Raw genomic sequence first — 23,000 nt, 5'->3', positions numbered from 1 at the left:
CGCATGAACAGAATATGTCATCTTTTCGGAATCCGCTATCCGATTATACAAGGCGGAATGGTGTGGTGCAGCGGTTGGCGGCTGGCTTCCGCAGTAAGCAATGCGGGCGGACTGGGACTGCTGGGTGCGGGGTCGATGCATCCCGAAACACTGTGCGAACACATCCGTAAATGTAAGCAGGCCACCGACCAACCTTTCGGGGTAAACGTTCCGCTGATGTATCCCGAAATAGAAAGCATCATGAAAATCATCGTGGAGGAAGAAGTGCCCATTGTATTTACTTCGGCAGGAAATCCTAAAACTTGGACAGAATATTTACATAACGCCGGAATAAAAGTGGCGCATGTGGTTTCGTCGACCCGTTTTGCCTCCAAGTGCGAGGAGGCGGGAGTTGATGCCATCGTAGCCGAAGGGTTTGAAGCCGGCGGGCACAACGGACGCGAAGAAACCACCACGTTTTGCCTGATACCTGCCGTAAAACGGATGTGTACCGCTCCGCTGATTGCGGCGGGAGGCATCATGACGGGCGAAGGAATCCTTGCCGCCATGACGTTAGGAGCCGACGGCGTACAGATGGGCACGCGCTTTGCACTGACCGAAGAAAGCTCGGCACACTTCACGTTTAAAGACCGCTGCCTCCGACTGAACGAGGGCGACACGGTACTCACGCTGAAACAGCTCTCGCCCACCCGCCTGATAAAGAATGATTTCTATAAGCAAGTGGAAGAAGCCGAGCGCAAAGGGGCTTCTGCCGACGAGTTGCGCGAACTGCTGGGCAAAGGTCGTGCCAAGAAAGGTATCTTCGAAGGGGATATTTTTGAAGGAGAATTGGAAATCGGACAGGGAGCTTCGATGATTCACCGCCTGCAAAGCGTAGACGAGGTGATGAAAGAGTTGGTGGAAGATTATAACGCCGCGCTCCGGCGGACGCAGGAAACCTGTGCACTTTAACCGTACGGACACCGGTTCATGCAGGCTATCGCAGCGGATAATCTGCATGAATCTGCCTCCGGCAGTCTATACTTCTTTCCACAAACTTTGGGCTATCTCCTGCATGTCGTTGATAAGTTTACAGGTGTGGTATCCGTCCGCCACCGCATGGCTTACAAACACGGCGACAGGTAAAAGTATTTTCCCGCCTTCTTGGAAATACTTCCCGAACTTGATGAGCGGGAACAGCAAGGAACTCTCGGCATACGTATCTTGCGCAAATCCGGTAAAGCTCAGCCACGGCAGGCTGGATACGGGGCAGAAATTACGAGGTTGGTCGGGGCGTGCTTTTATTACGCCGGTAATGTTTCCGTATGTTCGGATGTCCGCCACAACCGTTTGATAAAAGGTATCAAAATCGTCCGAATAATCGCTCCATACATCCGTAAAGGTTTTGGTTTCATTATGGAACAGCGTGTAGCTGGGGACAACATACTCCCAATATCCCAATTCGCCTTTCTCATTAAAGCTCATGCGGAACTCTTTGTTGCGGTTCACGGCTCTCATGATAACGTACAGCATTACGGGGAAGAACTTGAGTCCGCGCTGCTTCTGCCCTTCTACCAGATGCGTGATGTCGAGATTCGCATTGAGCGTATATTTACACTTTATCCGAGAATAATAATAGTCGAAGTAAACGGCTCTCTCCCACGTACTTTTGTCTATCACATAAAACTCGGCTCCGGATGCGTGGCGCAATGTCTCGGAAGGCATCCACGTAACGATACCATCGACGGGATGCTGCTTTCTCCATTCCGTCAGTTCGGCATACGTGCGCACACCGCCTTCTATCACAGCCTGATAGTATTCAATGCCCATAATCTTTTCGGTGTCGGGCGTTTCGTACTTCAGGCGTAGGATTGCATCGCGCGTTTCTTCGGTCAGCACGGCAGCAATGCGTTCGGCAACCCTCTCAAAGTAACCGTCGTACGCCGAACCTTTCGGCATGTGTATCATATCAATCTGCCACAGTAACGCCTCATCGTCCTCGTACCACAGATGCCACTCGATGCAGGCTTCGGAAGTGTCAAGCAGGTTGGTGTATTCCATTTTCCGGATACGCGGACAAGCGGCAATCTGCATCACCGCCGCGAAACTCTTTTCGAGTGTCAAATCCTGCGAATAAACATGAAAGTCGATGTCGCGATGCTTCATCAGTAGTCCGAGCTTGAGCGACCCGACAAGATTGATTTCCGCTCCCGCCCCTCGCCATGCCTCGATGATTTGTGCATCCCGAATAATGCTCCAAGCCTTCTCCTGATTCTCTTTTGCTAAGGTTAGGTAATCTTTCATAACAGCAACACATTACAAAAACAATATTTATCCACAATACGTTTTCAGGCGTATGCTATACGCCCCTACATAAGTTAACTGCGAACATTCCTACAATAATAATTCAATCATTAACCTATCTTCTTATAGATTTCATTAATGTCCAATAAGACAGAACCTCGAAAATCAGAATCTCCTCCTTGAAGCATTTCTTTTTCTATTTCCGAATACTCTCCACAACATCCTGTATCTACCAAATCCGTATCGTAAAGAACCTTCAACTCGGGCAACAATTCTTTCGCTTGCAAATCCAACAAATCTTTAGTCATCAATCCAACAAGAATCCCATCGCAACACTCTTGCTTTTCCAAACGGCCGGCATAAAAAACAAGCACTTTTCGAAACCAATCAATCACTTCGCCACGGCGTTCAGGCTGGTAAAAAGGAATCAATGCCACGGCAGGAAAGATATGGTAACGCGCATACGAATAAAGTCCCGGTATCTGCAAATAAGCAAACAGCTCATCAAGGTGTTCTTTTCCTAACCGATAAAGAACATAAGTATAAATTTCACCTGCGATGTCACCAAAATGATAGTCATAATAATCTTCATTTTGACAAAGCGTTTCAAGAACAACAGGCAAACTTCTCGCATCTCCCAAAGCACCTAACAACAACAAACAGTGAATGATCACAGAAGCATATTCGGTATTCCATTGGCTTTCGGAAATTTGACCACAAGTACATCCTGTTTCATACAGTATAATCTGTTCTAAATCTATTCTTAATTCTTCATGAGGCAAAGCCAAAATCTTCTGAACAGTTGCTTCGGACAGCTTACATGCGTTTCTATGATCATAGAACAAAGATACCAGCCAATCGTTTTTCACCCTTATTACCGCCGGATATTCAGGATGACAATAAGAATATTTCTCTTCCGGTATCGAAGCAGTACGTTCCATCATTTTCTCCATATTCTCCAACCAATCCATTGAATCTTTGTATTCAGCATCCTCATCATTTACTATATAATGATAATTCCCCTTACCCAGATTCTTATCTAACAAAGGCAGATAACGATTCAATTCCAAACGATTATTTGCACAAAGGAAATGCTCACCGTTTTTACCATAATCGTATTCAATTAATGGAACATCTTCTGTATCTTCTTCCAAAAGATATTTTGTGAGTTCAAATGAATTAGAAGGTGTTATGCCCGCTTCTTCGGCAAAAGCTATTGCCCCGAATATCATATTGTGAGCTTCATTATAAGAGATTTTTTCTAAAGACTCGTTTCTTCTGAACCTTTCCAAAAGGTTATCATAATCAATTTTATCTATACTAAAATAATAATACGAATCTTTCAAACCGAGACAAAACGTATCAATCAAATATACCCCTATGGTATAAGTTTCTTTCACATGACGACGAACTACTAACACAATAGATTCTCCTACTTTTTCCCAATCAGAAGTCATGAAACAATCTTCAACTGGAAGCATACGGGCTTTCTGTCGGATATACTGTTCAGGAGTCAACTGTTTGCTTGCTTGTTGTTTTGCTTTTTTCATAAATAGACATATTATAGTTTACGGATAACTTTGCGGCAACGCTTCAATGCCTTATCGCTCACGGCGTGTTGCTTTGTGCCTCCTACCTCGATGGTGGAAATGACCTTGAATCCGCTCCACTTCAAGATTTCTTTTAACGCTTTGATAACGCCGCGCGTCTGATTAAAAAGGATATTAAAGGGGAACGGAGTGGTACAAGTGCTGACTAATATGGCTCGCTTTCCCTTGTGCAAAGGGATGGGGATTCCGCGCGGACTTTCACCCATCATGCCGTAGACAATGCGGTCGAACATCACTTTCAGTTGCCCGGGCATGTTTCCCCAATAACAGGGAGCACCTATCACCCATGCATCACATCCCTGTATCAATTCAAGCATCCGTTGGGCATCATCGTCCGGCAAAACACAAGCCAACTTTTTACGGCATACCATGCAACCCGTACAAGGCATTATGCGCAAATCGGCTACGCAGACTGAAGTTACCTTCATGCCACGGCTCTCGGCTTCTTCGCGCATCGCTTTCAACATGCGGGCTATATTACCGTTCCGACGCGGACTTCCGTTCAGTATCAGGATATTCATGCCTTTAACGAATGTAATGCCTTACAGAGCTGATCGGGACACGAAGTAAGTTTAGAACCGCACCGGATTCCTTCAAGGCGGGTTATCACTTCATCTACCTTCATACCCTTTACCAATGCTCCGATACCCTGCAAGTTTCCGTTACATCCGCCTGTAAAACAAACATTCTTTACTATACCGTTTTCAACTTCCACCTCAATGCTCTTGCTGCACGTTCCTTGAGTAGTATAATTTATCTTCATAGCTTTATAAAAAAATCAGGCACGAACTACGCACCTCACAGCGTATCTTTCTGAAAAGAAACCGTGTGAATCCGCGAAATCCGTGCCTGAGAATAATTATTTCAATACGATGATTATTCCTCTCCTTCGGGCTTCATATTCGTGTAAACCGTTTGAACGTCATCAAATTCTTCTAAACGTTCAATCATCTTGTTGATTGTTTCGCGCTGTTCTGCGGTTACATCTTTCAAGTCGTTGGGGATATAAGTAAATTCACCACCTACATCTTCGAAACCACATTCTTCCAAATGTTTCTGAATAGCGGCATAACTCTTCGGGTCACCGTAAATAGTGATTGTTCCTTCTTCGGTGTCCTCGTCGAATTCATCGTCTACGTTGTAGTCAATCAGGTCTAAAATCAGTTCTTCCATGTCGATTCCTTCTTTCTTCTTGAAGGTAAATACACATTTGTGGTCGAACAAGAAAGCCAATGATCCCGTAGTACCCAAGTTGCCTCCGAACTTGTTGAATACCGAACGAACATCTGCCACGGTACGTGTTGTGTTATCAGTCAATGTATCTACGAATACAGCCACACCGTGAGGTCCGTATCCTTCGTAAGTCATTCCTTTATACTCGCTCTGGTCTTTACCCATTGCGTTCTTGATGGCACGTTCGATGTTATCCTTCGGCATGTTTTCACGCTTACAGGTTGCGATAACCGAACGCAGCGTCGGATTGTTTTCCGGTTCCGGTCCGCCGGCTTTCACTGCGATTGCAATTTGTTTACCCAAACGTGTAAAGGTCTTTGCCATGTGACCCCATCTTTTCAACTTAGTAGCTTTTCTATATTCAAACGCTCTTCCCATTGGATTTATGTTTTAATAGTTATCTTGTTGATTATATTTATCTCAGTTTTGCGTCCAACTTGTTTTGCAGGTTGGTTATCAGTTTTTGCATGAACTTGTCGATTTGTTTGTCGTTCAGCGTAGCGTTTTCGTCCTGCAGCATGAAGCTAACTGCGTAGCTCTTCTTGCCTGCTTCAAGGTTTTTGCCTTCGTAAACGTCGAACAATTCAACAGATTTCAACAGTTTCTTATCGGTTTCGTAGGCTATCTTTTCGATTTCGGCAAACTGAACGTTTTTGTCTATCAGCAATGCCAAATCGCGTTTCACAGCCGGGAATTTAGATATTTCCTTATAGTAAACCGCATTTCCCTTGATGGCTTTCATCAGTTCCTTCCAGTTCAGGTCAGCATAATAAACTTCGTTATCAATGTCGAATGCTTTCAGAATCTTCTTACTTACCACACCAAACGTAGCGAGAAGTTTTCCGCCGCGCGTATGAACCGAAATGGCTACCGAATAAATATCGTTGGTCAGGTTTCCGAATACCAGTCCGCCGAAGTTTACTCCCAAACGGCGGAAAATATTCAGCACGTATGCTTTCAATTCGTATACCGAAGAATCTTCATTGGCATGTGCCCACGAGTTACTTACACGTTTTCCGGTAACCCAAAGTCCCATGTGAAGTTCTTCCGAGTAAGCGGCCAATACCTTTTCGGGATTCTTCTTTTCGGCATTGAAATGATAGCAGTTACCAAATTCGAAGAATTTCAGGTCGGCATTTTTACGATTGGCATTGTGGCAGATACTTTCAAGTCCGCCAAACAGCAACGTGGCGCGCATCACATTCAGGTCATTGCTCAACGGGTTCATCAGTCGCACCAGATTTTCCGGTTTGTAGCTCTCCAGACCTTCATAGTATGCAGCAGCCGTCAGTGAGTTATTCAATATTTCATTGAACCCGCAGCCTACCAACTGTTCGGATACCAAGTTCTGAAGTTTTACCGACTTATCTACTTCCCCCTTTACGCTCAGACTTGATTTCAACGTAGTAGGAATCTCTACATTATTATATCCATAGATACGGAGAATGTCTTCTACTACATCGCACGGACGCTGAACGTCAACGCGATAAGGAGGAACGAGCAATGAGAGTCCGCTTTCCGTTTCTTCTACAATCTTCATTTCCAGACTCCGCACGATGCTTTTCACCGTTTCTTTCGGAATTTCCTTACCAATCAAACCGTTCACATACTCAAACGGAAGTTCTACCGCGAAGTCGGCTATCGGGTTGGGGTAATTATCTTTTATTTCAGATGCAATTTCACCTCCGGCAAGTTCTTTCACCAGCAAGGCTGCTTCTTTCAAAGCATAAATACAGCCGTTGGGGTCGATACCGCGTTCGAAACGGAAAGATGAATCTGTGCTCAAACCATGACGGCGAGCCGTTTTACGCACCCATGTGGGATGGAAATATGCGCTTTCAAGGAATACATCCTTCGTTGCCTCGGTAGTACCCGAATCCAATCCGCCGAACACACCGCCGATACACATCGGTTCTTCGGCGTTGCAAATCATCAAATCGCGTTCAGACAATTTACGTTCCACTTCGTCTAATGTAACGAATTTTGTACCTTCTTCACACGTTCTTACCACGATTTTACCGCCTTTAATCTTGTCGGCATCGAAGCAGTGCATCGGCTGACCGTAGGCGTGAAGGATATAGTTGGTAATATCCACAATATTATTAATGGGGCGCACACCGATAAGGCGCAACTTGTTTTGCAACCATTCGGGACTTTCTTTTACCGTTACTCCCTTGATTGATACTCCGGCATAGCGCGGACATGCTTCCGTATTTTCAACCACCACGTCGATGTCCATGTCGTGATTATCCACCTTGAAAGCATCTACCGAAGGGCGTTTCAGTTCTGCCTGACGGCCGTTCTGGATAAGCCAAGCGTATAAGTCGCGCGCCACTCCGTAATGCGAACAGGCATCTGCACGGTTCGGTGTGATGTCTACCTCCAGTACATAATCGCTCTTGATGTTGTAATAATCTTTCGCCAGCGTACCCGGTGTCACATCGTCCGGCAGTACGATAATCCCCTCGTGGCTCGTACCCACGCCGATTTCGTCTTCTGCACAAATCATTCCGTTCGATTCTACTCCCCGGAGTTTTGATTTCTTAATCGTAAAACATTCATCGCCGTCATACAGTTTCGTGCCCAGCGTAGCCACTACCACTTTCTGTCCCGCAGCCACATTTGCCGCGCCGCAGACTATCTGTACAGGCTCTCCCTGCCCCAAGTCGACGGTAGTAATGTGCATGTGGTCTGAATTCGGGTGAGGTTCACACGTCAGCACTTTACCAATCACAAGTCCTTCCAAACCTCCTTTAATAGATTGAACTTCTTCCACGCTTCCTGTTTCCAAACCGATGGAAGTAAGTGCGGCTGCTGTTTCTTCAGGTGTCAAATCAAAATTGACATACTCTTTCAGCCAATTATAAGAGATATTCATATATGTATATTTTTATGTATTTCTACTGAATGATGCGCAAAGTTAATATAAATATTTGGGATATAAGAGAAAGGAAAAAGGTTTTTCGTGAAACTTGCCGGGCAAACTGCGTGAAATAAAACAAATGTGGGCGAAACGTCAGACACACGGAAGCGACATCTGTAAAACGTACACAAACATCTGTAATATATCTACATCCCATCTGCCGAAAACCGGCTACATTTGTGACAAAACCAAAAAAACAGACAGATGAAAAAAACATTATTTTTATTGTTGATTTTAGCAACGACTAACATTCAAGGAATTATGGCACAAGAAAAAATCACACAAACTGCCGGACACGTGCAGTTGGGAGAGTTCGCACCTAAATTTGCCGAACTGAATGATGATGTATTATTTGGAGAAGTATGGAACCGTCCGGGGCTGAGTCCGCACGACCGCAGCATGGTAACCATCGCAACCCTCATAGGAAAGGGAATTATTGATTCGTCGCTGACCCATCATTTGCAATTCGCAAAACAGAACGGTGTTACGCGCACGGAGATTTCGGAGATATTGACTCACATCGCGTTCTATGCCGGATGGCCTAACGCATGGGGGGCTTTCCGCTTGGCTAAAGATGTGTGGGCAGACGATGCCGCGGGAGATAACGGAAAGGCTACTTTCCAGCGCGAAATGATATTCCCCATCGGCGAACCGAACACGGCATACGCTCAATATTTCATCGGGAACAGTTACCTTGCCCGCGTATCGAGCGAACAGATTCCGTTTGCCAACGTTACTTTCGAGCCGGGCTGCCGCAATAACTGGCACATCCATCACGCCACGAAAGGCGGAGGTCAGATGCTGGTATGCGTAGCCGGTAAGGGTTGGTATCAGGAAGAAGGAAAGCCTGCCGTACAGATGCTTCCGGGCGATGTTATCCACATCCCCGCCAACGTGAAACACTGGCACGGGGCAGCAGCCGACAGTTGGTTTGCTCACCTCGCTTTCGAGATTCCGGGCGAGAATGCTTCCAACGAATGGCTGGAGCCTGTAACCGACGAAGAGTATAAAAAACTTTAACAAAAAGGACAGCCCGGATACAAGTCTTTTCGATACACTTGCGCCGGACTGTTTTTATCCAGATGAACCGAAAATCAGTCTGACAAACTCCGCGTAAAAACGCTACCGTTAGCATCACCCATTTCAAGCGGTAGCGTTTACCATTTCTACCCGTAGAACACACCCGTTCTACGGGTAGCGTTTTTTCAGGAATCGGAATGAAGCTAAGTACAAGAAAAACAGGCTATAAAAGATTTAACAATTCACACATCACCAAGTAGCGACAATCACCCTAAGTTTTTCCAGATAGATATTGAAATACATCCCATTGCCCCAGAATATCTGATAGAATCATTTGATTATTAAAGAAGAAATACTTACATTTGACACAACCAAAGACCAAGAAGCTATGAAGTTCAAAAAAGTTTTTATGCTGTCCTTATTATGTGCCGCTATGGGATTCACAGGTTGCGATGACGGCGACGGTCCCGATCCGGATACAATATGGGATATTTATCCGTTCGCTATCAATATCTACGTAACGGACAAACAGGGAAATGATTTGTTGAATCCGGAAACAGAAAACTCCATTGCCGACAATGGTATCAAGGCTATCTTCCGGGGAAATACGTATGAAAAAGATTCGACCGTGGCCGGTAATTCGAGAGCTCTTCTTGTCATCTTCTCCGGCTTGACCTCGTTTGAGTATAACGACACTTACGGATTGAGTTTCGGTGACTTTAATGGAGAAACTAATTTTGAGCGGGAAACCCTTGTATTGGATTGGAATGACGGGAGCAAACGAGATACCATCACATTCAGCCGCAGGTTCTGGTGGGAAAACCATGAACCGCAATCGGAAAATACTTTCTGGCTGAACGGAGTGGAGACGGAAGCCCCGATCCGGATTGTCAAATAGAGTTATCCGTACCGAAGCCTCCTCCTCAGCTATCTTTCTACCCGCGAAACGTTAAGGCGCAGTTACCGCTATCTTAATCACTCCGTCGAGTTTGTTCTCAAAGATTCGATAGGCTTCTTCTATCCGGTTCAAAGGAAAGCGGTGGGTGATGAGCGGACGGGTATCAATCTTTCCTGCCGCTATCAGACGAAGTATCTCGTCGCAACGGCAGCCATCTACCCCTCCGGTTTTAAAGACAAGGTTCTTTCCGTACATGTCCGGAAGGGGAAGCTGTTGCGGATGGTCGTAGAGTGCAACAATGGTTACGATGGCATTGGGGCGGGCACATTCCCACGCCAGACGGAAGGTTTCGTCCGTTCCCGCCACTTCCAGCACGCGGTCTGCTCCGCCATGATTGCTGTTTGCTTCTACAAATGACTTGCATTCTTCCGGTGTTACCACCAAGACGTTGGGATAATGCTCGCGAACGAAACGAATCCGTTCGGGCGACTTCTCGCACACAATGATGCGGCGGGGATGTTTCAGCATCACACACAGCAGGGTACAGATTCCCGTAGGCCCTGCACCGATAATCAATACCGTGTCTTCTGCCGTTATATCTGAAATGTCTGCTGCCCAATAGCCGGTAGCAAGTACATCGCCTACGAACAGTGCCTGCTCATCGGTCACCGAATCCGGGATGCGGTTCAAGCCCTGATTGGCATACGGCACTCTGACGTATTCAGCCTGTCCGCCGTCGATTCGGCAACCTAATGCCCAGCCTCCGTCGGGCAAAGTACAATTATTCACATAGCCGTGGCGACAGAAAAAGCATTCTCCGCAAAAGGTTTCCACGTTTACAGTCACACGGTCGCCGGGACGAACCGAAGTGACATCCGCTCCTACCTGCTCTACCACGCCTACCATCTCGTGTCCAACCGTGATTCCGGGTACGGCACGCGGAACACTTCCATGCTTGATGTGTAAGTCGCTGGTACAAATACTGCCCAACGTAACACGCACTATCGCGTCTTGCGAATCTATCAGTTGCGGAACGGGTTTATCAAGCAACTCGAACTTTCCGCGCTTTACATAAGTATAGGCTAACATAACTATTTTATTTTACTCTAATCAGAAAGGGACATCCGGTACCGGTGCGCCAAACGGATTTTCAGGCTGAGGAGCCATATCCGCCGGTGGTGGCGGGACAAAGTCTTGTCCGCCTCCGCTGTTCATCCTCGAACGTAATACAGGCGCTGAAGCCTCTTCGCCCGGCATCGGAACTATCATATCGTCGTCGGGGTTCTGGAAACGGGCATACTCGGCACGGAATCGGAGCAACACGTCGCCTACCGCACCGTTACGATGCTTGGCGATGATGATTTCCGCCATGCCGTGAAGGTCGTTCCCCTTTTCGTCGGTATAAATCTTATAATATTCGGGACGGTGGATAAAGCAAACCATATCGGCATCTTGCTCGATGGCTCCCGACTCACGGAGGTCGCTCAACTGCGGGCGTTTTCCGTCAATACCTTCGCGGTTCTCTACGCCACGGTTCAACTGGCTCAATGCCACTATCGGGATGTCCAACTCTTTTGCCAGTCCTTTCAGCGAACGCGATATGGTACTGACCTCTTCCTGCCGACTGCCGAACGACATACCGCTGGCGTTCATCAACTGAAGGTAGTCGATGATGATAATCTTCACTCCATGCTCACGCACCAGACGGCGAGCTTTGGTTCGCAGTTCGAATACAGACAATGAAGGCGTATCGTCTACGTAAAGGGGCGCATCGTATAGTTCTTTTATTTTGTAGTCGAGCTGCCCCCATTCGTAAGGCGCTAACTGACCGCTTTTTATCTTTTCACCCGGAATCTCGCATACGTTTACTATCAGACGGTTTACCAGTTGGACGTTACTCATTTCAAGCGAGAACAGTGCCACCGGAACGCGATTGTTTACCGCCATATTCTTTGCCATCGAAAGCACGAACGCCGTTTTTCCCATCGCCGGACGGGCAGCGATGATGATTAAGTCGGAATTCTGCCAGCCGGAAGTCATTTTATCCAACTGATGGAAACCGCTCGACAGTCCGCTCAATCCGTCGGTACGGGCGGCTGCCTTCTGCAACATCTCATACGCAGCCTGTATCACGGGGTTAATCTGCGTATAATCTTTCTTCATGTTCTGCTGGGAAATCTCGAACAGCTTGCCTTCCGCTTCCTGCATCAGGTCGTCAACATCCTGCGTAGCATCGAAGGCTTTCGTCTGAATGGCACTGGTAAACGAAATCAGCTCGCGAGCCAAAAACTTCTGTGCAATAATCCGGGCATGGTATTCGATATGGGCAGACGAAGCCACCTTACCGCTAAGCTGGGTGATATAAAACGGTCCTCCTACTTCCTCCAAATCACCTCGCGTACGAAGCTGTTCGGTTACCGTCAATATGTCTATCGGTTTTTGCTGAACAGCCAAATCGGTTATCGCCGCATAAATCAACTGGTTCTTATGTTCGTAAAAAGACTCCGGGCGGAGAATCTCACTCACCAGCGAATATGCGTCTTTTTCAATCATCAATGCACCCAGCACCGCCTCTTCCAGTTCGGGAGCTTGCGGTTGCAGATGCCCGTACTCATCCACTTGTTTGGTCTTTGTAGTCTTAGGGACACGTGTTGTTCTTCTCGTTTCTGCCATTTCGCTTATTTTTATTACAAGCAGCAAAAGTAATACAAAAAAGCGAAACCCTTATCGAGCCTATTTAAATTTTGTGCTCCAGCTGCATGTTTCGACTAAAAATCGGCTTCGCGGACGATACGTATCTCTTTTCCGCTTACGGGATGGATGAAAACAAGTTCGGCAGCGTGAAGATACATACGGTCGGCTTTCGTGCCATACAGCATATCGCCTACAATCGGGCAGTTCAGTCCTTCCGGATGTGCAGCATGTACACGCAACTGATGGGTGCGTCCGGTTTCAGGATAAAAAGACACCAGTGCATTTTGCCCTCTCCGCCCGATTACCTGATAACGGGTCACGGCAGGTTTTCCGTGCTCGTAATCTACCCTTTGGCGGGGACGGTCAGACAAATCGGGAATAAGCGGAAGTGAGATAATCCCCTCGTTACGCAAAGGTTCACCTTCCAGCAGTGCGGTATAACGTTTCTTCACCGCCCGCGTTTCGAACAATGCTTGCAACTGACGTTGCACTTCGAGGTTTTTGGCAGCAAGCAGCAAACCCGACGTTGCCATATCCAAGCGGTGGACTACCAGTGTCCCGGTGGCGGACGGATACAGCCGACGCAAACGCCGGCTCACCGAATCCAAATCGTTTTTGCCGGGAACGGAAAGCATTCCTGCCGGCTTATCCACTACTACCAAGTAGTCGTCTTCATACACGATGGCCAATTCCGTATCGCGGTGTATGTCGTCTTCCAAAGGATTGTTTTCCACCTCCAGCCCTACCAGCATGTGACGCAATATGGGTCGGCATTTACTTGTGCAGGAGGGGTAAAACGCGCCCTGTCTGCGCAGTTCGTTTTTAGGAGACATCCCCCACCAGAATTCGCCCATCGCCAAAGGCTGTAACGAATGAAGGTAAGCGTATTGCAGGAGTTTGGGCAGTGCGCATTCGCCTGCTCCCGCCGGAGGAATGCCTTGCGGCGTGTCGCGGAACAGTTCGCAGAGGTCTTTCGCTTCGCCCCGTGCGTTCAGCATACGGAACTTTCCGAACAGTTTCTGCTGAAGGGCAGCGGAGCGGGACTTTCTGTCTTGTTTCAGTTGATGAATCTGCATCTCAAACGCTTCCGTCTGGCGCACTTGTTCTGCCAATTCTGCTTTCAACAGCCGTTCCAGCCGCTTGTACTCTGCCTTCTGAAACTGGCTTTCGCGAATAAGTGCGGCTTCTTCTTCCTCGTCTATCCCTTTCTTTCGCCGTTCCTCACGTTGCTTTTTGGCTTCTTTCAGAGCCTGACGTGCGGCAGACAAACGTTCTTCCATCAGGCGGGCGGAATCGGCTTGCTTCAGCCTCAACAGGTGATAACTGTCGCTTTCTTCCAATTCTTTAATCCGGCGATTGAGCCGCGATATGACAGCTTCCTCTTGTTTGAAAAAGCCGTCGGGACGGAGCAAATCGTACACCGGAGGGACAAAAAAAGCATGGTTATTGCTCCCAGCCAGATTGCCGGAAAAAGCAGCCAGATAGCCGATGCGTCCTTGCGAAGTACGGACTATCAGTACCCCGAACATCTTTCCGGCGTTCAGTTCGTCCGCCCAATCGGTACGGGTACGCAGGTATTGCTGCACTTCGAGTGCCGCCTTTTCCGTCAGCGGATGGGGCGTATAGTGAAACGGGTAAGTAAACAGTGCGGGCAGGGTAATACCTTCTACCGACGTAAAATAATGAATCTTTTCGGTTTCGTTTAATTGCATACAGACCTATTCCGTTTTTACTCCAACACACGTTGGCGGCAAAAACATTCGCCGAACTTTTCATCTACGTTGGCTATCGGCTCACGGAAGATGCCGAACACCGAAGAACCGGAACCGGTCATGGAAGCATACAGTGCACCCAAATCGTACAGCTTGTCTTTAATGGCAGCTATCTCCGGATGTTCGGGGAATACGCTGTCTTCAAAGTCATTCTTCATGATTCCTTTCCATGTTTCAATCGGTTGTTTTACAATTTCTTTCAGCGACATTGCCGGACGTGCAGGCTTGATATGGGCATACGCTTCGCCCGTAGACACAGAAGTATCAGGCTTCACCAGTACGATATGATAACCTTTCAAAGAAAGTTCGACAGGCTCGAATATATTTCCGATACCGGTTGCAAATACCGGGGTGTTACGGATGAAGAATGCACAGTCGGCACCTAATTGCGCCGCATAAATCTCCATTTGCTCTGTGGTTAAATGCAAACTGAATTTTTCGTTCAACAGTTTAATCATAAACGCTCCGTCTGCCGAGCCGCCTCCCAGTCCTGCCCCCGTCGGGATGTGTTTGAACAGATGAATGTCTACCGGGGCAAGCTGATAATCTTTGCCCAACAAATTATACGCCTTAATCACCAGATTATCTTCCGGCGTTCCTTCAAGGGTCGTTCCACTCACTTTCAGGTTAAAACTGCGGTCAGTATCTTTCAAGCGGTTAACTTCAAGCGCATCCTGCAAGTTTATCGGGTAAAATATAGTTTCTAAATTATGGTAGCCATCCGGACGTTTTTCTACAACGTTCAGTCCGAGGTTTATTTTTGCGTTTGGAAATGTAATCATAATAATTATTGTTAGCGGTTTTTCATTGCCTCAAAGATAGAGTAAAGTTTCGAGAAAAAGACGCATCCGGTTAAAAAATGTTTTCTTGCGGTAAAACATATCAGAATAAGAAGTACTTTTATCACGATTTTGTGCTGCAAAACGCTACCGTTAGTTTTGCCTTACGCTATGGGATAAACCATGCGGTTCTACCCATAGAAATGAATCACTCTTCGGGTAGAATTTTTTGGGGTTTTAAAGCACGTCCGAATACCATTAAAATGAAAGGCTAAAACATACATTATGGATATCGTTCTTATCATTCTTTCCGCTTTATGTTTGCTCATCGGATTGGGCGGGTGTATACTTCCGGCACTTCCGGGTACTCCGATTTCGTACGTAGGATTATTGTTGCTTCATTTTACCGACCGCGTACAGTTTACTACCACCGAACTGTTGGTTTGGTTAGGACTGGTTGCGGTTTCACAACTGATTGATTATGTCATCCCCATGCTGGGCAGCAAATACAGCGGAGGTTCGAAATGGGGAAGCTGGGGCTCGTTCTGGGGAGGCATAGCCGGACTGTTCTTCCTGCCGTGGGGAATCGTATTGGGCCCGTTCCTCGGGGCGGTTATCGGCGAACTGCTGGGCGACAAGGACTTGAGACAGGCTTTAAAATCCGGGATAGGTTCTTTACTCGGTTTCTTGTTCGGAACCGTTCTCAAGGTTGCCCTGTGTATCTACTTCTTTGTTCAGTTTTTCACAGCCATCTGGTAATTATCCCGCCACTTTCTCAAAAACGAATTTGGAAGTTAATAATATTCTTGTTTCCTTTGTAAAAAATATCAAAGCTAAAATCAATGAAGATTAGATTCTTACTATTCATCGGCTTGTTGACAAGTACGACACTGTACGGACAGCAAGCTGATTCTACTTTTACATACAGCGTAGAATTAGGAGCCACAGCAGGAAACGGAACGTATGCCCCTTTATGGTTTACCGCCAACCGATACGGACTGTCGAGCGTAGAGCCTAATTCGGGATACCTGCGGGCGGGCGTAGCATACGACAAGTCATTAAAGTATGACTGGCGAATACAAGCGGGATTCGATTTGGCGGGTTCTGTCAACCACACCAAGAACGTACACATCCAGCAAATATATGCCGACTTTTCATGGAAAATGCTTACATTAAGTATCGGTAGAAAAGAACGTCAGGGATTTCCGCTGGAAAAGAATGCGGCGCTGAGCAGCGGCATGATGGTAGAAGGCATGAACGCTCTACCTGTTCCGCAAGTGAGAGGAGAAATAAAAAATTATCTGAATATACCCGGAACTAAGGGTTGGCTGGCTTTTAAGGGACACATCGCTTATGGCTCGTTCGCCGAAAACGACTGGCAGGAAGATTTCGTTGCTCCGGGACAATACTTCGTAAAAAACGTACTTTACCACAGTAAATCGCTGATGTTCCGCTTGGGAAATAAAGAAAAGTTCCCGCTGGAATTTGAGTTCGGAATCCTGATGGATACGCAATTCGGAGGCAGTCGTTACCGGAAACTGTCTGACGGCTCGAATGAGTTTGTGTTAGACATGCCCAACAATTTGAAAGCCTATTGGAAAGCATTCTTCCCTCAAACGGGAGGCAGTGATGTTCCGTTGGGAGAGCAGGTCAACGTGGAAGGAAATATGTTGGGTAGCTGGAACTTTGCACTAAATTACTACGTGGGCGACTGGCGGTTCAGGGCTTATCTGGAACATTATTTTGAAGACCAATCGCAAATGTTTTGGGAGTACGGACGCTGGAAAGACGGACAGATAGGACTGGAAATCACACTGCCTAAAAACCGCTGGGTCAGCAGCATCGTGTGGGAAGGACTCTGTACGAAAGACCAGTCGGGCCCTATCTTATACGACGGCAGTCACGGATGGGAATCTACTACCGACCAGATAAGCGCGAGCGACAATTATTATAACCACTACCTGTACGGGGGGTGGCAATACATGGGCATGGGCATGGGAAATCCTTTGCTGTACGGTCCGCTGTATAACAAAGACGGAAGCATCTCTTTTAAAAGCAATCGCGTAAGAGCAAATCATTTGGGCATAGGAGGAAATCCTTCCGATGAATGGAACTACCGGATACTCATCTCGTTTGCCCGCCATTGGGGAACATACGGCAATCCGTTAGACAAGCAGCGCAAGCAGTTCAGTTCGCTTTACGAAGCTACTTATACCCCGAAATGGATAGACGGCTGGAGCGCATCGGTAGCTTTGGGTATCGACCGCGGAAATTATCTGGGAAACTCTACGGGGGGAATGCTTACCATCAAGAAAACAGGCGTAATATTTTAATTTAAAAGAATACAAGAGTCATGAAAACGAAACATATCGGATTCATTTTATTCATAACTACCCTATTCATCCTAAGCAGTTGCAAGAAAGAGCCGATAAACAGAGACATTGAAGGTTTTTGGCAACTGACGGAATTTACTACAACGAGCGATGAGAAAGTGCATCCTTGCGAACGCATTTATTACAGCATCCAGCTCCAGATAGCCGAGCTTTCAGAAAAAGGCGGTTCGTTAGGCTTGCCTACCCTCAAAGGATTATATCGGTATGACGAAGCTCTGAACCGGATTACGATAAACCAATTATACTACCAAAGCGGAGGCACCGGAGATTTTTCCACGCCCGACACCGATATGCTGAATGGCTACGGACTTAACTCTGCCAACACGGAATTTGAGGTGATAAAAGCCGATGGAAAAAACTTGGTTATCCGGTCTGATTACGCAACACTAACATTAAGAAGATTCTAAAATACTACATTGTTATATGAAAAAGATAGCTTTAATCACGGGTATTACCGGACAAGACGGCTCTTATCTGGCTGAATTTTTAATTGAAAAAGGCTATGAGGTACACGGCATTCTGCGCCGGTCTTCTTCATTCAACACCGGACGCATCGAACATTTATACTTAGATGAGTGGGTGCGCGACATGAAACGAAGCCGACTGGTAAATTTACATTGGGGGGATATGACCGACTCAAGCTCGTTAATCCGCATCATCCGGGAAACCCAGCCTACCGAAATCTATAATCTGGCTGCCCAAAGCCACGTAAAAGTATCGTTCGACGTTCCTGAATATACGGCAGAAACCGACGCGGTAGGTACGCTAAGACTGCTGGAGGCTGTGCGTATCTGCGGGCTGGAGAAAACATGCAGAATCTATCAGGCTTCTACATCCGAACTGTTTGGCAAGGTGCAGGAAATCCCGCAAAAAGAAACAACGCCGTTTTATCCGCGCTCACCCTACGGAGTGGCTAAGCAATACGGCTTCTGGATTACAAAGAACTACCGTGAAAGCTATGGCATGTTTGCAGTAAACGGTATTCTGTTTAACCACGAAAGTGAACGCCGGGGAGAGACGTTCGTAACGCGAAAAATCACGCTGGCAGCGGCACGCATCAAGCAGGGCTATCAGGACAAGTTGTATCTGGGAAACCTGAACGCACAACGCGACTGGGGATATGCCAAAGATTATGTGGAATGTATGTGGCTCATCCTGCAACACGACACACCGGAAGATTTCGTTATCGCAACCGGGGAAATGCATACGGTACGCGAGTTTTGCACATTGGCTTTCCATTATTTGGGTATCGAACTTAAATGGGAAGGAGAAGGCGTAAACGAGAAAGGCATTGATACGGCAACCGGACGCATATTGGTGGAAGTAGATCCCAAGTATTTCCGTCCGTGCGAAGTAGAACAGTTGTTGGGCGACCCTACCAAAGCCAAAACGCTCTTGGGATGGAACCCTACCAAAACATCGTTCGCCGACTTGGTTAAAATCATGGTAGAACACGACATGGCGTTTGTAAAGAAACTACATGCCAAGATGAATTAAGCCGAAGAACACAGTCCCTATTATCACGAAAATACGATTATCATGCTAAGCAAATCGACAAAAATATATGTGGCAGGACATCACGGATTGGTGGGTTCTGCCATTTGGAACAACCTCAAACAGAGAGGATACGACAATTTGGTGGGCCGCTCGCACAAAGAGCTTGATTTGCTCGACCCCGTTGCCGTACGCGCCTTTTTCGATGCGGAACAACCCGAAGCCGTGGTACTGGCTGCTGCACACGTGGGAGGCATCATGGCCAACCTGCAATACCGTGCAGATTTCATTTACCAAAACCTGCAAATCCAGCAAAACGTCATCGGGGAAAGTTTCCGCCACGGCGTTAAAAAGCTGCTTTTCCTCGGAAGCACGTGTATTTATCCGCGTGAGGCTACCCAGCCGATGCGTGAAGATGTGCTTCTTACTTCCCCGCTGGAATATACCAACGAGCCTTACGCCATCGCCAAGATAGCCGGACTGAAGATGTGTGAGAGCTTTAACCTGCAATATGGTACGAACTATATTGCGGTCATGCCTACCAATCTGTACGGGCCGAATGACAATTTCCATCTGGAAAACAGCCATGTGCTCCCTGCCATGATACGCAAAATCTATCTTGCCAAATGCTTGAACGAAGGTAACTGGGAGGCAGTGCGCAAAGACATCGACCTGCGTCCGGTAGAGGGAGTAAACGGAAGCAATACAGAGGCCGAGATTCTTGAAAAACTTGCCCGATTCGGTATTGCGCCCGATGCCGTTACGCTGTGGGGCACGGGAAAACCCTTGCGCGAATTCCTTTGGAGCGAGGAGATGGCAGACGCAAGCGTACACGTATTGCTGAACGTGGATTTCAAAGACACTTACAAAGAAGGTGAACGCGAGATACGAAACTGTCACATCAACGTAGGAACAGGCAAGGAACTGAGCATCCGCGAGCTGGCAGAAAAAATAGTAAAGGAAATCGGATTCAAAGGAGAGTTACGCTGGGATGCTTCGAAACCCGACGGAACCCTGCGCAAGCTCACCGACGTAACCAAGCTGCACGAGCTGGGATGGCATCATAAAATAGAAATCGACGAGGGGATTCATCGCTTGTATGAGTGGTATCTGAAAGGTATTTGTATCAATCATCAGACAATCTGACTTTTACGCAATGGATAACCAACATTGGTATGTATTTTACGTACGGATGCACCATGAGAAGAAAGCGGCAGAGAAGTTGGCCAACTTGGGAGTAACCTATTACCTGCCCGTACAAGAAGTAACCCGCCAGTGGAGCGACCGCAAAAAGGTCCGCTGAGCGGATTGCGGGGCGAATTGCTTGAGCTGAACGGAAAGTCGCACGTCGTGATACGCATCTCCCAACTGGGCTGTGCATCCATCGAAATGCCCGTGGGGTATGTCAAAAAAGAGCAATCTCCCCAATAAACAATCTTAAAAAAACAGAGCGGACAACACTCCTTTTCATGCCGCTGAAGCCATTATTCCGAACTTATTTAAACCATTATCCTGCTTGGTCAGGAGCCTGAAAAAACACTACCCATAGGACGAGCCTGTTCTATGGGTAGAACCGGGCAATTCATCCGCTTGCGATGACCAACGCTAACGGTTGCGTTACACGCAAATGAAAAACAATTCCGAAGAGACTACATTTTGCTGCACAGATTCGTTTGTTTCGTCATTTTTTTATATGTTTGCACTCAAACCAGAAACAAATAATATGAAAAACTACAACATGTACTTACATCCGGAAATGGAGACTTTAACCCGTCCGGAAATAGAAAGACTTCAGTTGGAGAGGCTGCAAAAAACGCTTCGCCAGTGTATGCGCTCTCCTTTCTATAAACGACGGTTCGACGAAATAGGTTTAACGCCCGACGACATCCGCTCGCTGGACGACCTGACAAAAATTCCGTTCACTACCAAACAAGACCTGCGCGACAATTATCCTTTCGGATTGTCTGCCGTCCCGTTGGAACAGGTGGTGCGCCTGCATTCATCAAGTGGAACCACGGGCACGCCTACCGTTATCTTGCATACGCAACACGACTTGGACGAATGGGCAAACGCAGTGGCGCGCTGTCTGTACATGGTGGGACTGCGCAAGGGAGATATTTTCCAAAACTCGTCGGGCTACGGCATGTTTACCGGCGGACTGGGCTTCCAGTATGGCGCCGAACGCTTGGGGATGCTCACCGTTCCAGCCGCTGCGGGCAACACCAAACGGCAGATTAAGTTCATCACCGACTTCGGAACCACTGCCCTCCATGCCATCCCCAGCTATGCCGGACGCTTATATGAGGTAATGGAAGAAATGGGTATCGACCCGCGCCGCGACACCCGACTGAAAACGCTTATCATCGGTGCGGAACCGCACTCAGACGAACAACGCCGGCGCATAGAAAACATGCTGGGAGTAAAAGCCTATAACTCGTTCGGCATGTCAGAGATGTGTGGTCCGGGTGTGGCTTTCGAGTGTCTGGAGCAAAACGGACTCCACATTTGGGAGGACTATTACATCGTGGAGATAGTAGACCCGCAAACGCTGGAACCAGTTCCCGAAGGAGAGGTAGGCGAACTGGTGCTGACTACCATCAACCGCGAAGCAATGCCGCTGCTGCGTTACCGCACGAGAGACCTTACTCGCATCCTGCCCGGCGAATGTCCGTGCGGCCGCCATCACAAACGCCTCGACCGGATGAAGGGACGGAGTGACGATATGATTATCCTGAAAGGAGTAAACATCTTCCCGATTCAGATAGAAAACATCCTGATGCAGTTCAAAGAACTGGGTAACGAGTATCTTATCACTCTCACCAACCTTGAAGCCAATGACGAGATGACCGTAGAGGTAGAACTGAACGACTTTACCGACGATTATGGATTCTTGCAAAGGCTGACCAAAGAAATTACCCGACAGCTGAAAGACGAAATCTTAATCACGCCGCGTGTGAAGTTAGTCTCGAAAGGCAGTCTGCCGAAACAAGAAGGCAAGGCGGTGCGCGTGAAAGATTTACGAAAGACTTTAATCTGACGGCAGGAAACACAAATAAAAGAATCTTTAAACTTCAGAGAATTATGACCATCCATCAATTATCCGTATTTGTAGAAAACAAATCGGGAACACTGCTGCAAGTGCTTGAGCTATTGAAAGAAGCCAATATCCAGCTCATAGCCTCTACCATTTCCGATACTGTGGAATATGGCATTTACCGCATCATCTGTTCGGAGCCGATGCGTGCCTATGAGACATTAAAGAATGCCGGTATATCGGCTAACCTTTCCGACGTATTTGCTATCACCCTCGATAACCAGCCCGGACGGGCGGCAGACGCCATACGCAGTTTCACACGTGCGGACATAGGTATTTCTTACCTCTACTCGTTTTTACTGGCAGGGAAAGGCATACTCGTATTCCGCACAGACAATACCGAAAAGACACGGCAAGTCATCCTGAGTGACGGACTAAGCTACGTGGAAGAAAAGGATTTGATAAAAATGGTTTAACGGAAAGTGATATGCTTATTGCTCATAAAGTTAACCGCGCCGTAAACAAAAAGCCCGAGGAACTGGGCAAGGTATTCGTTACAATGAAACAGTTCGACTAACATTAAGAGGAATAGGAATTGTGCGCTGTATGACATGGCAAAAGCACAAGCAAAGAATAGCATCTGATGCCAGATGCTATTCTTTTTTGTATCTTGCTCTATCGGAAATATCCAATATTTGCACCACACGAAATTATGAACTTGAGCCACCACATACGCCACGATGTTTGCCGTAATATAGTCCTCGCCTTCAATGTGCATCATCAGCCATACCACAATGGCAGTAATGATGGCATTCAGCGTACCTACTACCGCAAAGCGGAATATACGTACAGGTTCTTTCATTCGTG

At 47.2% G+C, this 23,000-nt stretch carries 23 protein-coding genes and 1 pseudogene; 12 read left to right on the top strand and 12 right to left on the bottom strand.

Features of this window, described 5'->3' with window-relative positions; all coding sequences use genetic code 11:
- Window positions 1-3: 3 nt before the first annotated feature.
- A complete protein-coding gene (locus tag H9626_RS00790; protein ID WP_191709256.1) occupies window positions 4-951 on the top strand; it encodes an NAD(P)H-dependent flavin oxidoreductase in 948 nt (315 codons plus the stop codon).
- A 66-nt stretch (window positions 952-1,017) separates the two neighbouring features.
- On the opposite strand, the gene H9626_RS00785 is transcribed toward H9626_RS00790, so the two are convergent.
- The 7 genes and pseudogenes from H9626_RS00785 to pheT form a co-directional block, all read right to left on the bottom strand.
- Window positions 1,018-1,704, bottom strand: coding sequence for a CatA-like O-acetyltransferase (locus H9626_RS00785; RefSeq protein WP_191709834.1), 687 nt, complete (start codon window positions 1,702-1,704; stop codon window positions 1,018-1,020).
- Window positions 1,699-2,283: pseudogene (locus H9626_RS00780) on the bottom strand (hypothetical protein); the annotation flags it as partial. The pseudogene H9626_RS00780 and the gene H9626_RS00785, both read right to left, overlap by 6 nt.
- Window positions 2,284-2,393: 110 nt before the next feature.
- Window positions 2,394-3,833, bottom strand: coding sequence for a DUF1186 domain-containing protein (locus H9626_RS00775; protein WP_191709255.1), 1,440 nt, complete (start codon window positions 3,831-3,833; stop codon window positions 2,394-2,396).
- Between the two features lie 11 nt (window positions 3,834-3,844).
- The gene (locus H9626_RS00770; protein WP_191709254.1) at window positions 3,845-4,414 is read right to left on the bottom strand and encodes a flavodoxin family protein; all 570 of its coding nucleotides are present in this window, start codon (window positions 4,412-4,414) and stop codon (window positions 3,845-3,847) included.
- Entirely contained in the window at window positions 4,411-4,656 is a 246-nt protein-coding gene (locus H9626_RS00765; RefSeq protein ID WP_178256200.1) for a TIGR03905 family TSCPD domain-containing protein, read from the bottom strand. The genes H9626_RS00770 and H9626_RS00765 overlap by 4 nt, the downstream gene beginning before the upstream one ends.
- A gap of 113 nt (window positions 4,657-4,769) precedes the next feature.
- Window positions 4,770-5,504, bottom strand: coding sequence for a YebC/PmpR family DNA-binding transcriptional regulator (locus H9626_RS00760; RefSeq protein WP_178256201.1), 735 nt, complete (start codon window positions 5,502-5,504; stop codon window positions 4,770-4,772).
- 37 nt (window positions 5,505-5,541) lie between these two features.
- Window positions 5,542-8,004 carry a phenylalanine--tRNA ligase subunit beta gene (gene pheT, locus H9626_RS00755; RefSeq protein WP_191709253.1) on the bottom strand — a complete coding sequence of 821 codons (2,463 nt, stop codon included), beginning with the start codon at window positions 8,002-8,004 and terminating at the stop codon, window positions 5,542-5,544.
- Between the two features lie 249 nt (window positions 8,005-8,253).
- Between pheT and H9626_RS00750 the strand changes: the two genes are divergently transcribed.
- Together H9626_RS00750 and H9626_RS00745 are read left to right on the top strand one after the other, a co-directional pair.
- Window positions 8,254-9,069, top strand: coding sequence for a carboxymuconolactone decarboxylase family protein (locus H9626_RS00750; RefSeq protein WP_191709252.1), 816 nt, complete (start codon window positions 8,254-8,256; stop codon window positions 9,067-9,069).
- A gap of 409 nt (window positions 9,070-9,478) precedes the next feature.
- Complete coding sequence (locus H9626_RS00745; protein ID WP_225230835.1) at window positions 9,479-9,967, top strand: hypothetical protein; 489 nt, start codon at window positions 9,479-9,481, stop codon at window positions 9,965-9,967.
- A 51-nt stretch (window positions 9,968-10,018) separates the two neighbouring features.
- Here H9626_RS00745 and H9626_RS00740 read toward each other — a convergent pair whose 3' ends face one another.
- The 4 genes from H9626_RS00740 to ispE all read right to left on the bottom strand — a co-directional run bounded on the left by H9626_RS00740 (window position 10,019) and on the right by ispE (window position 15,215).
- Complete coding sequence (locus tag H9626_RS00740; RefSeq protein ID WP_191709251.1) at window positions 10,019-11,056, bottom strand: alcohol dehydrogenase; 1,038 nt, start codon at window positions 11,054-11,056, stop codon at window positions 10,019-10,021.
- 21 nt (window positions 11,057-11,077) lie between these two features.
- Window positions 11,078-12,640 carry a replicative DNA helicase gene (gene dnaB / locus H9626_RS00735; protein ID WP_178256205.1) on the bottom strand — a complete coding sequence of 521 codons (1,563 nt, stop codon included), beginning with the start codon at window positions 12,638-12,640 and terminating at the stop codon, window positions 11,078-11,080.
- 95 nt (window positions 12,641-12,735) lie between these two features.
- The gene (locus H9626_RS00730; RefSeq protein ID WP_191709250.1) at window positions 12,736-14,373 is read right to left on the bottom strand and encodes an RluA family pseudouridine synthase; all 1,638 of its coding nucleotides are present in this window, start codon (window positions 14,371-14,373) and stop codon (window positions 12,736-12,738) included.
- Between the two features lie 17 nt (window positions 14,374-14,390).
- On the bottom strand, window positions 14,391-15,215 hold the full coding sequence (gene ispE, locus H9626_RS00725; RefSeq protein ID WP_178256207.1) for a 4-(cytidine 5'-diphospho)-2-C-methyl-D-erythritol kinase: 825 nt from the start codon (window positions 15,213-15,215) through the stop codon (window positions 14,391-14,393).
- Between the two features lie 279 nt (window positions 15,216-15,494).
- Here ispE and H9626_RS00720 point away from each other — a divergent pair, with 279 nt between their 5' ends.
- From H9626_RS00720 to H9626_RS00685, 9 genes are all read left to right on the top strand, one after another.
- Window positions 15,495-15,971, top strand: a complete 477-nt coding sequence (locus H9626_RS00720; protein ID WP_191709833.1) for a DUF456 domain-containing protein — start codon at window positions 15,495-15,497, stop codon at window positions 15,969-15,971.
- A gap of 83 nt (window positions 15,972-16,054) precedes the next feature.
- Window positions 16,055-17,545, top strand: a complete 1,491-nt coding sequence (locus H9626_RS00715; protein ID WP_191709249.1) for a capsule assembly Wzi family protein — start codon at window positions 16,055-16,057, stop codon at window positions 17,543-17,545.
- Between the two features lie 20 nt (window positions 17,546-17,565).
- Entirely contained in the window at window positions 17,566-18,012 is a 447-nt protein-coding gene (locus tag H9626_RS00710) for a lipocalin-like domain-containing protein (RefSeq protein WP_178256209.1), read from the top strand.
- A 16-nt stretch (window positions 18,013-18,028) separates the two neighbouring features.
- Entirely contained in the window at window positions 18,029-19,102 is a 1,074-nt protein-coding gene (gmd, locus tag H9626_RS00705; protein ID WP_178256210.1) for a GDP-mannose 4,6-dehydratase, read from the top strand.
- Window positions 19,103-19,144: 42 nt separating this feature from the next.
- Window positions 19,145-20,245 carry a GDP-L-fucose synthase family protein gene (locus H9626_RS00700; protein ID WP_191709248.1) on the top strand — a complete coding sequence of 367 codons (1,101 nt, stop codon included), beginning with the start codon at window positions 19,145-19,147 and terminating at the stop codon, window positions 20,243-20,245.
- A gap of 10 nt (window positions 20,246-20,255) precedes the next feature.
- Complete coding sequence (locus H9626_RS15210) at window positions 20,256-20,402, top strand: transcription termination/antitermination NusG family protein (RefSeq protein ID WP_418831669.1); 147 nt, start codon at window positions 20,256-20,258, stop codon at window positions 20,400-20,402.
- Entirely contained in the window at window positions 20,375-20,530 is a 156-nt protein-coding gene (locus H9626_RS15205; protein ID WP_430746584.1) for a hypothetical protein, read from the top strand. The genes H9626_RS15210 and H9626_RS15205 overlap by 28 nt, the downstream gene beginning before the upstream one ends.
- A 307-nt stretch (window positions 20,531-20,837) precedes the next feature.
- On the top strand, window positions 20,838-22,136 hold the full coding sequence (locus H9626_RS00690; protein WP_178256229.1) for a phenylacetate--CoA ligase family protein: 1,299 nt from the start codon (window positions 20,838-20,840) through the stop codon (window positions 22,134-22,136).
- A gap of 44 nt (window positions 22,137-22,180) precedes the next feature.
- Window positions 22,181-22,609, top strand: a complete 429-nt coding sequence (locus H9626_RS00685) for an ACT domain-containing protein (protein WP_178256212.1) — start codon at window positions 22,181-22,183, stop codon at window positions 22,607-22,609.
- Here H9626_RS00685 and H9626_RS00680 read toward each other — a convergent pair.
- Window positions 22,606-22,995, bottom strand: coding sequence for a GtrA family protein (locus tag H9626_RS00680; protein WP_178256213.1), 390 nt, complete (start codon window positions 22,993-22,995; stop codon window positions 22,606-22,608). The two genes, H9626_RS00685 and H9626_RS00680, sit on opposite strands and share 4 nt — an antisense overlap.
- Window positions 22,996-23,000: the final 5 nt, after the last annotated feature.

The sequence above is a fragment of the Phocaeicola faecium genome (assembly GCF_014837055.1).
GTDB classification, from domain to species: Bacteria; Bacteroidota; Bacteroidia; order Bacteroidales; family Bacteroidaceae; genus Phocaeicola; species Phocaeicola gallinarum.
The sequence above is the reverse complement of the archived record's forward strand: the minus strand, read 5'-3'. Positions and strand labels throughout refer to the sequence as shown.

Excerpts from the sequence above, each read along its gene's own strand:
- pheT (WP_191709253.1), bottom strand. The coding sequence starts at position 8,004 with ATGAATATCTCTTATAATTGGCTGAAAGAGTATGTCAATTTTGATTTG.
- H9626_RS00730 (WP_191709250.1), bottom strand. The coding sequence starts at position 14,373 with ATGCAATTAAACGAAACCGAAAAGATTCATTATTTTACGTCGGTAGAA.
- H9626_RS00680 (WP_178256213.1), bottom strand. The coding sequence starts at position 22,995 with ATGAAAGAACCTGTACGTATATTCCGCTTTGCGGTAGTAGGTACGCTG.
- H9626_RS00740 (WP_191709251.1), bottom strand. The coding sequence starts at position 11,056 with ATGTTAGCCTATACTTATGTAAAGCGCGGAAAGTTCGAGTTGCTTGAT.
- gmd (WP_178256210.1), top strand. The coding sequence starts at position 18,029 with ATGAAAAAGATAGCTTTAATCACGGGTATTACCGGACAAGACGGCTCT.
- H9626_RS00715 (WP_191709249.1), top strand. The coding sequence starts at position 16,055 with ATGAAGATTAGATTCTTACTATTCATCGGCTTGTTGACAAGTACGACA.
- ispE (WP_178256207.1), bottom strand. The coding sequence starts at position 15,215 with ATGATTACATTTCCAAACGCAAAAATAAACCTCGGACTGAACGTTGTA.
- H9626_RS00685 (WP_178256212.1), top strand. The coding sequence starts at position 22,181 with ATGACCATCCATCAATTATCCGTATTTGTAGAAAACAAATCGGGAACA.
- H9626_RS00750 (WP_191709252.1), top strand. The coding sequence starts at position 8,254 with ATGAAAAAAACATTATTTTTATTGTTGATTTTAGCAACGACTAACATT.
- H9626_RS15210 (WP_418831669.1), top strand. The coding sequence starts at position 20,256 with ATGGATAACCAACATTGGTATGTATTTTACGTACGGATGCACCATGAG.
- H9626_RS00770 (WP_191709254.1), bottom strand. The coding sequence starts at position 4,414 with ATGAATATCCTGATACTGAACGGAAGTCCGCGTCGGAACGGTAATATA.
- H9626_RS00690 (WP_178256229.1), top strand. The coding sequence starts at position 20,838 with ATGTACTTACATCCGGAAATGGAGACTTTAACCCGTCCGGAAATAGAA.
- H9626_RS00760 (WP_178256201.1), bottom strand. The coding sequence starts at position 5,504 with ATGGGAAGAGCGTTTGAATATAGAAAAGCTACTAAGTTGAAAAGATGG.
- H9626_RS00700 (WP_191709248.1), top strand. The coding sequence starts at position 19,145 with ATGCTAAGCAAATCGACAAAAATATATGTGGCAGGACATCACGGATTG.
- H9626_RS00765 (WP_178256200.1), bottom strand. The coding sequence starts at position 4,656 with ATGAAGATAAATTATACTACTCAAGGAACGTGCAGCAAGAGCATTGAG.
- H9626_RS00775 (WP_191709255.1), bottom strand. The coding sequence starts at position 3,833 with ATGAAAAAAGCAAAACAACAAGCAAGCAAACAGTTGACTCCTGAACAG.
- dnaB (WP_178256205.1), bottom strand. The coding sequence starts at position 12,640 with ATGGCAGAAACGAGAAGAACAACACGTGTCCCTAAGACTACAAAGACC.
- H9626_RS00710 (WP_178256209.1), top strand. The coding sequence starts at position 17,566 with ATGAAAACGAAACATATCGGATTCATTTTATTCATAACTACCCTATTC.
- H9626_RS00785 (WP_191709834.1), bottom strand. The coding sequence starts at position 1,704 with ATGCCTTCCGAGACATTGCGCCACGCATCCGGAGCCGAGTTTTATGTG.
- H9626_RS00745 (WP_225230835.1), top strand. The coding sequence starts at position 9,479 with ATGCTGTCCTTATTATGTGCCGCTATGGGATTCACAGGTTGCGATGAC.
- H9626_RS00790 (WP_191709256.1), top strand. The coding sequence starts at position 4 with ATGAACAGAATATGTCATCTTTTCGGAATCCGCTATCCGATTATACAA.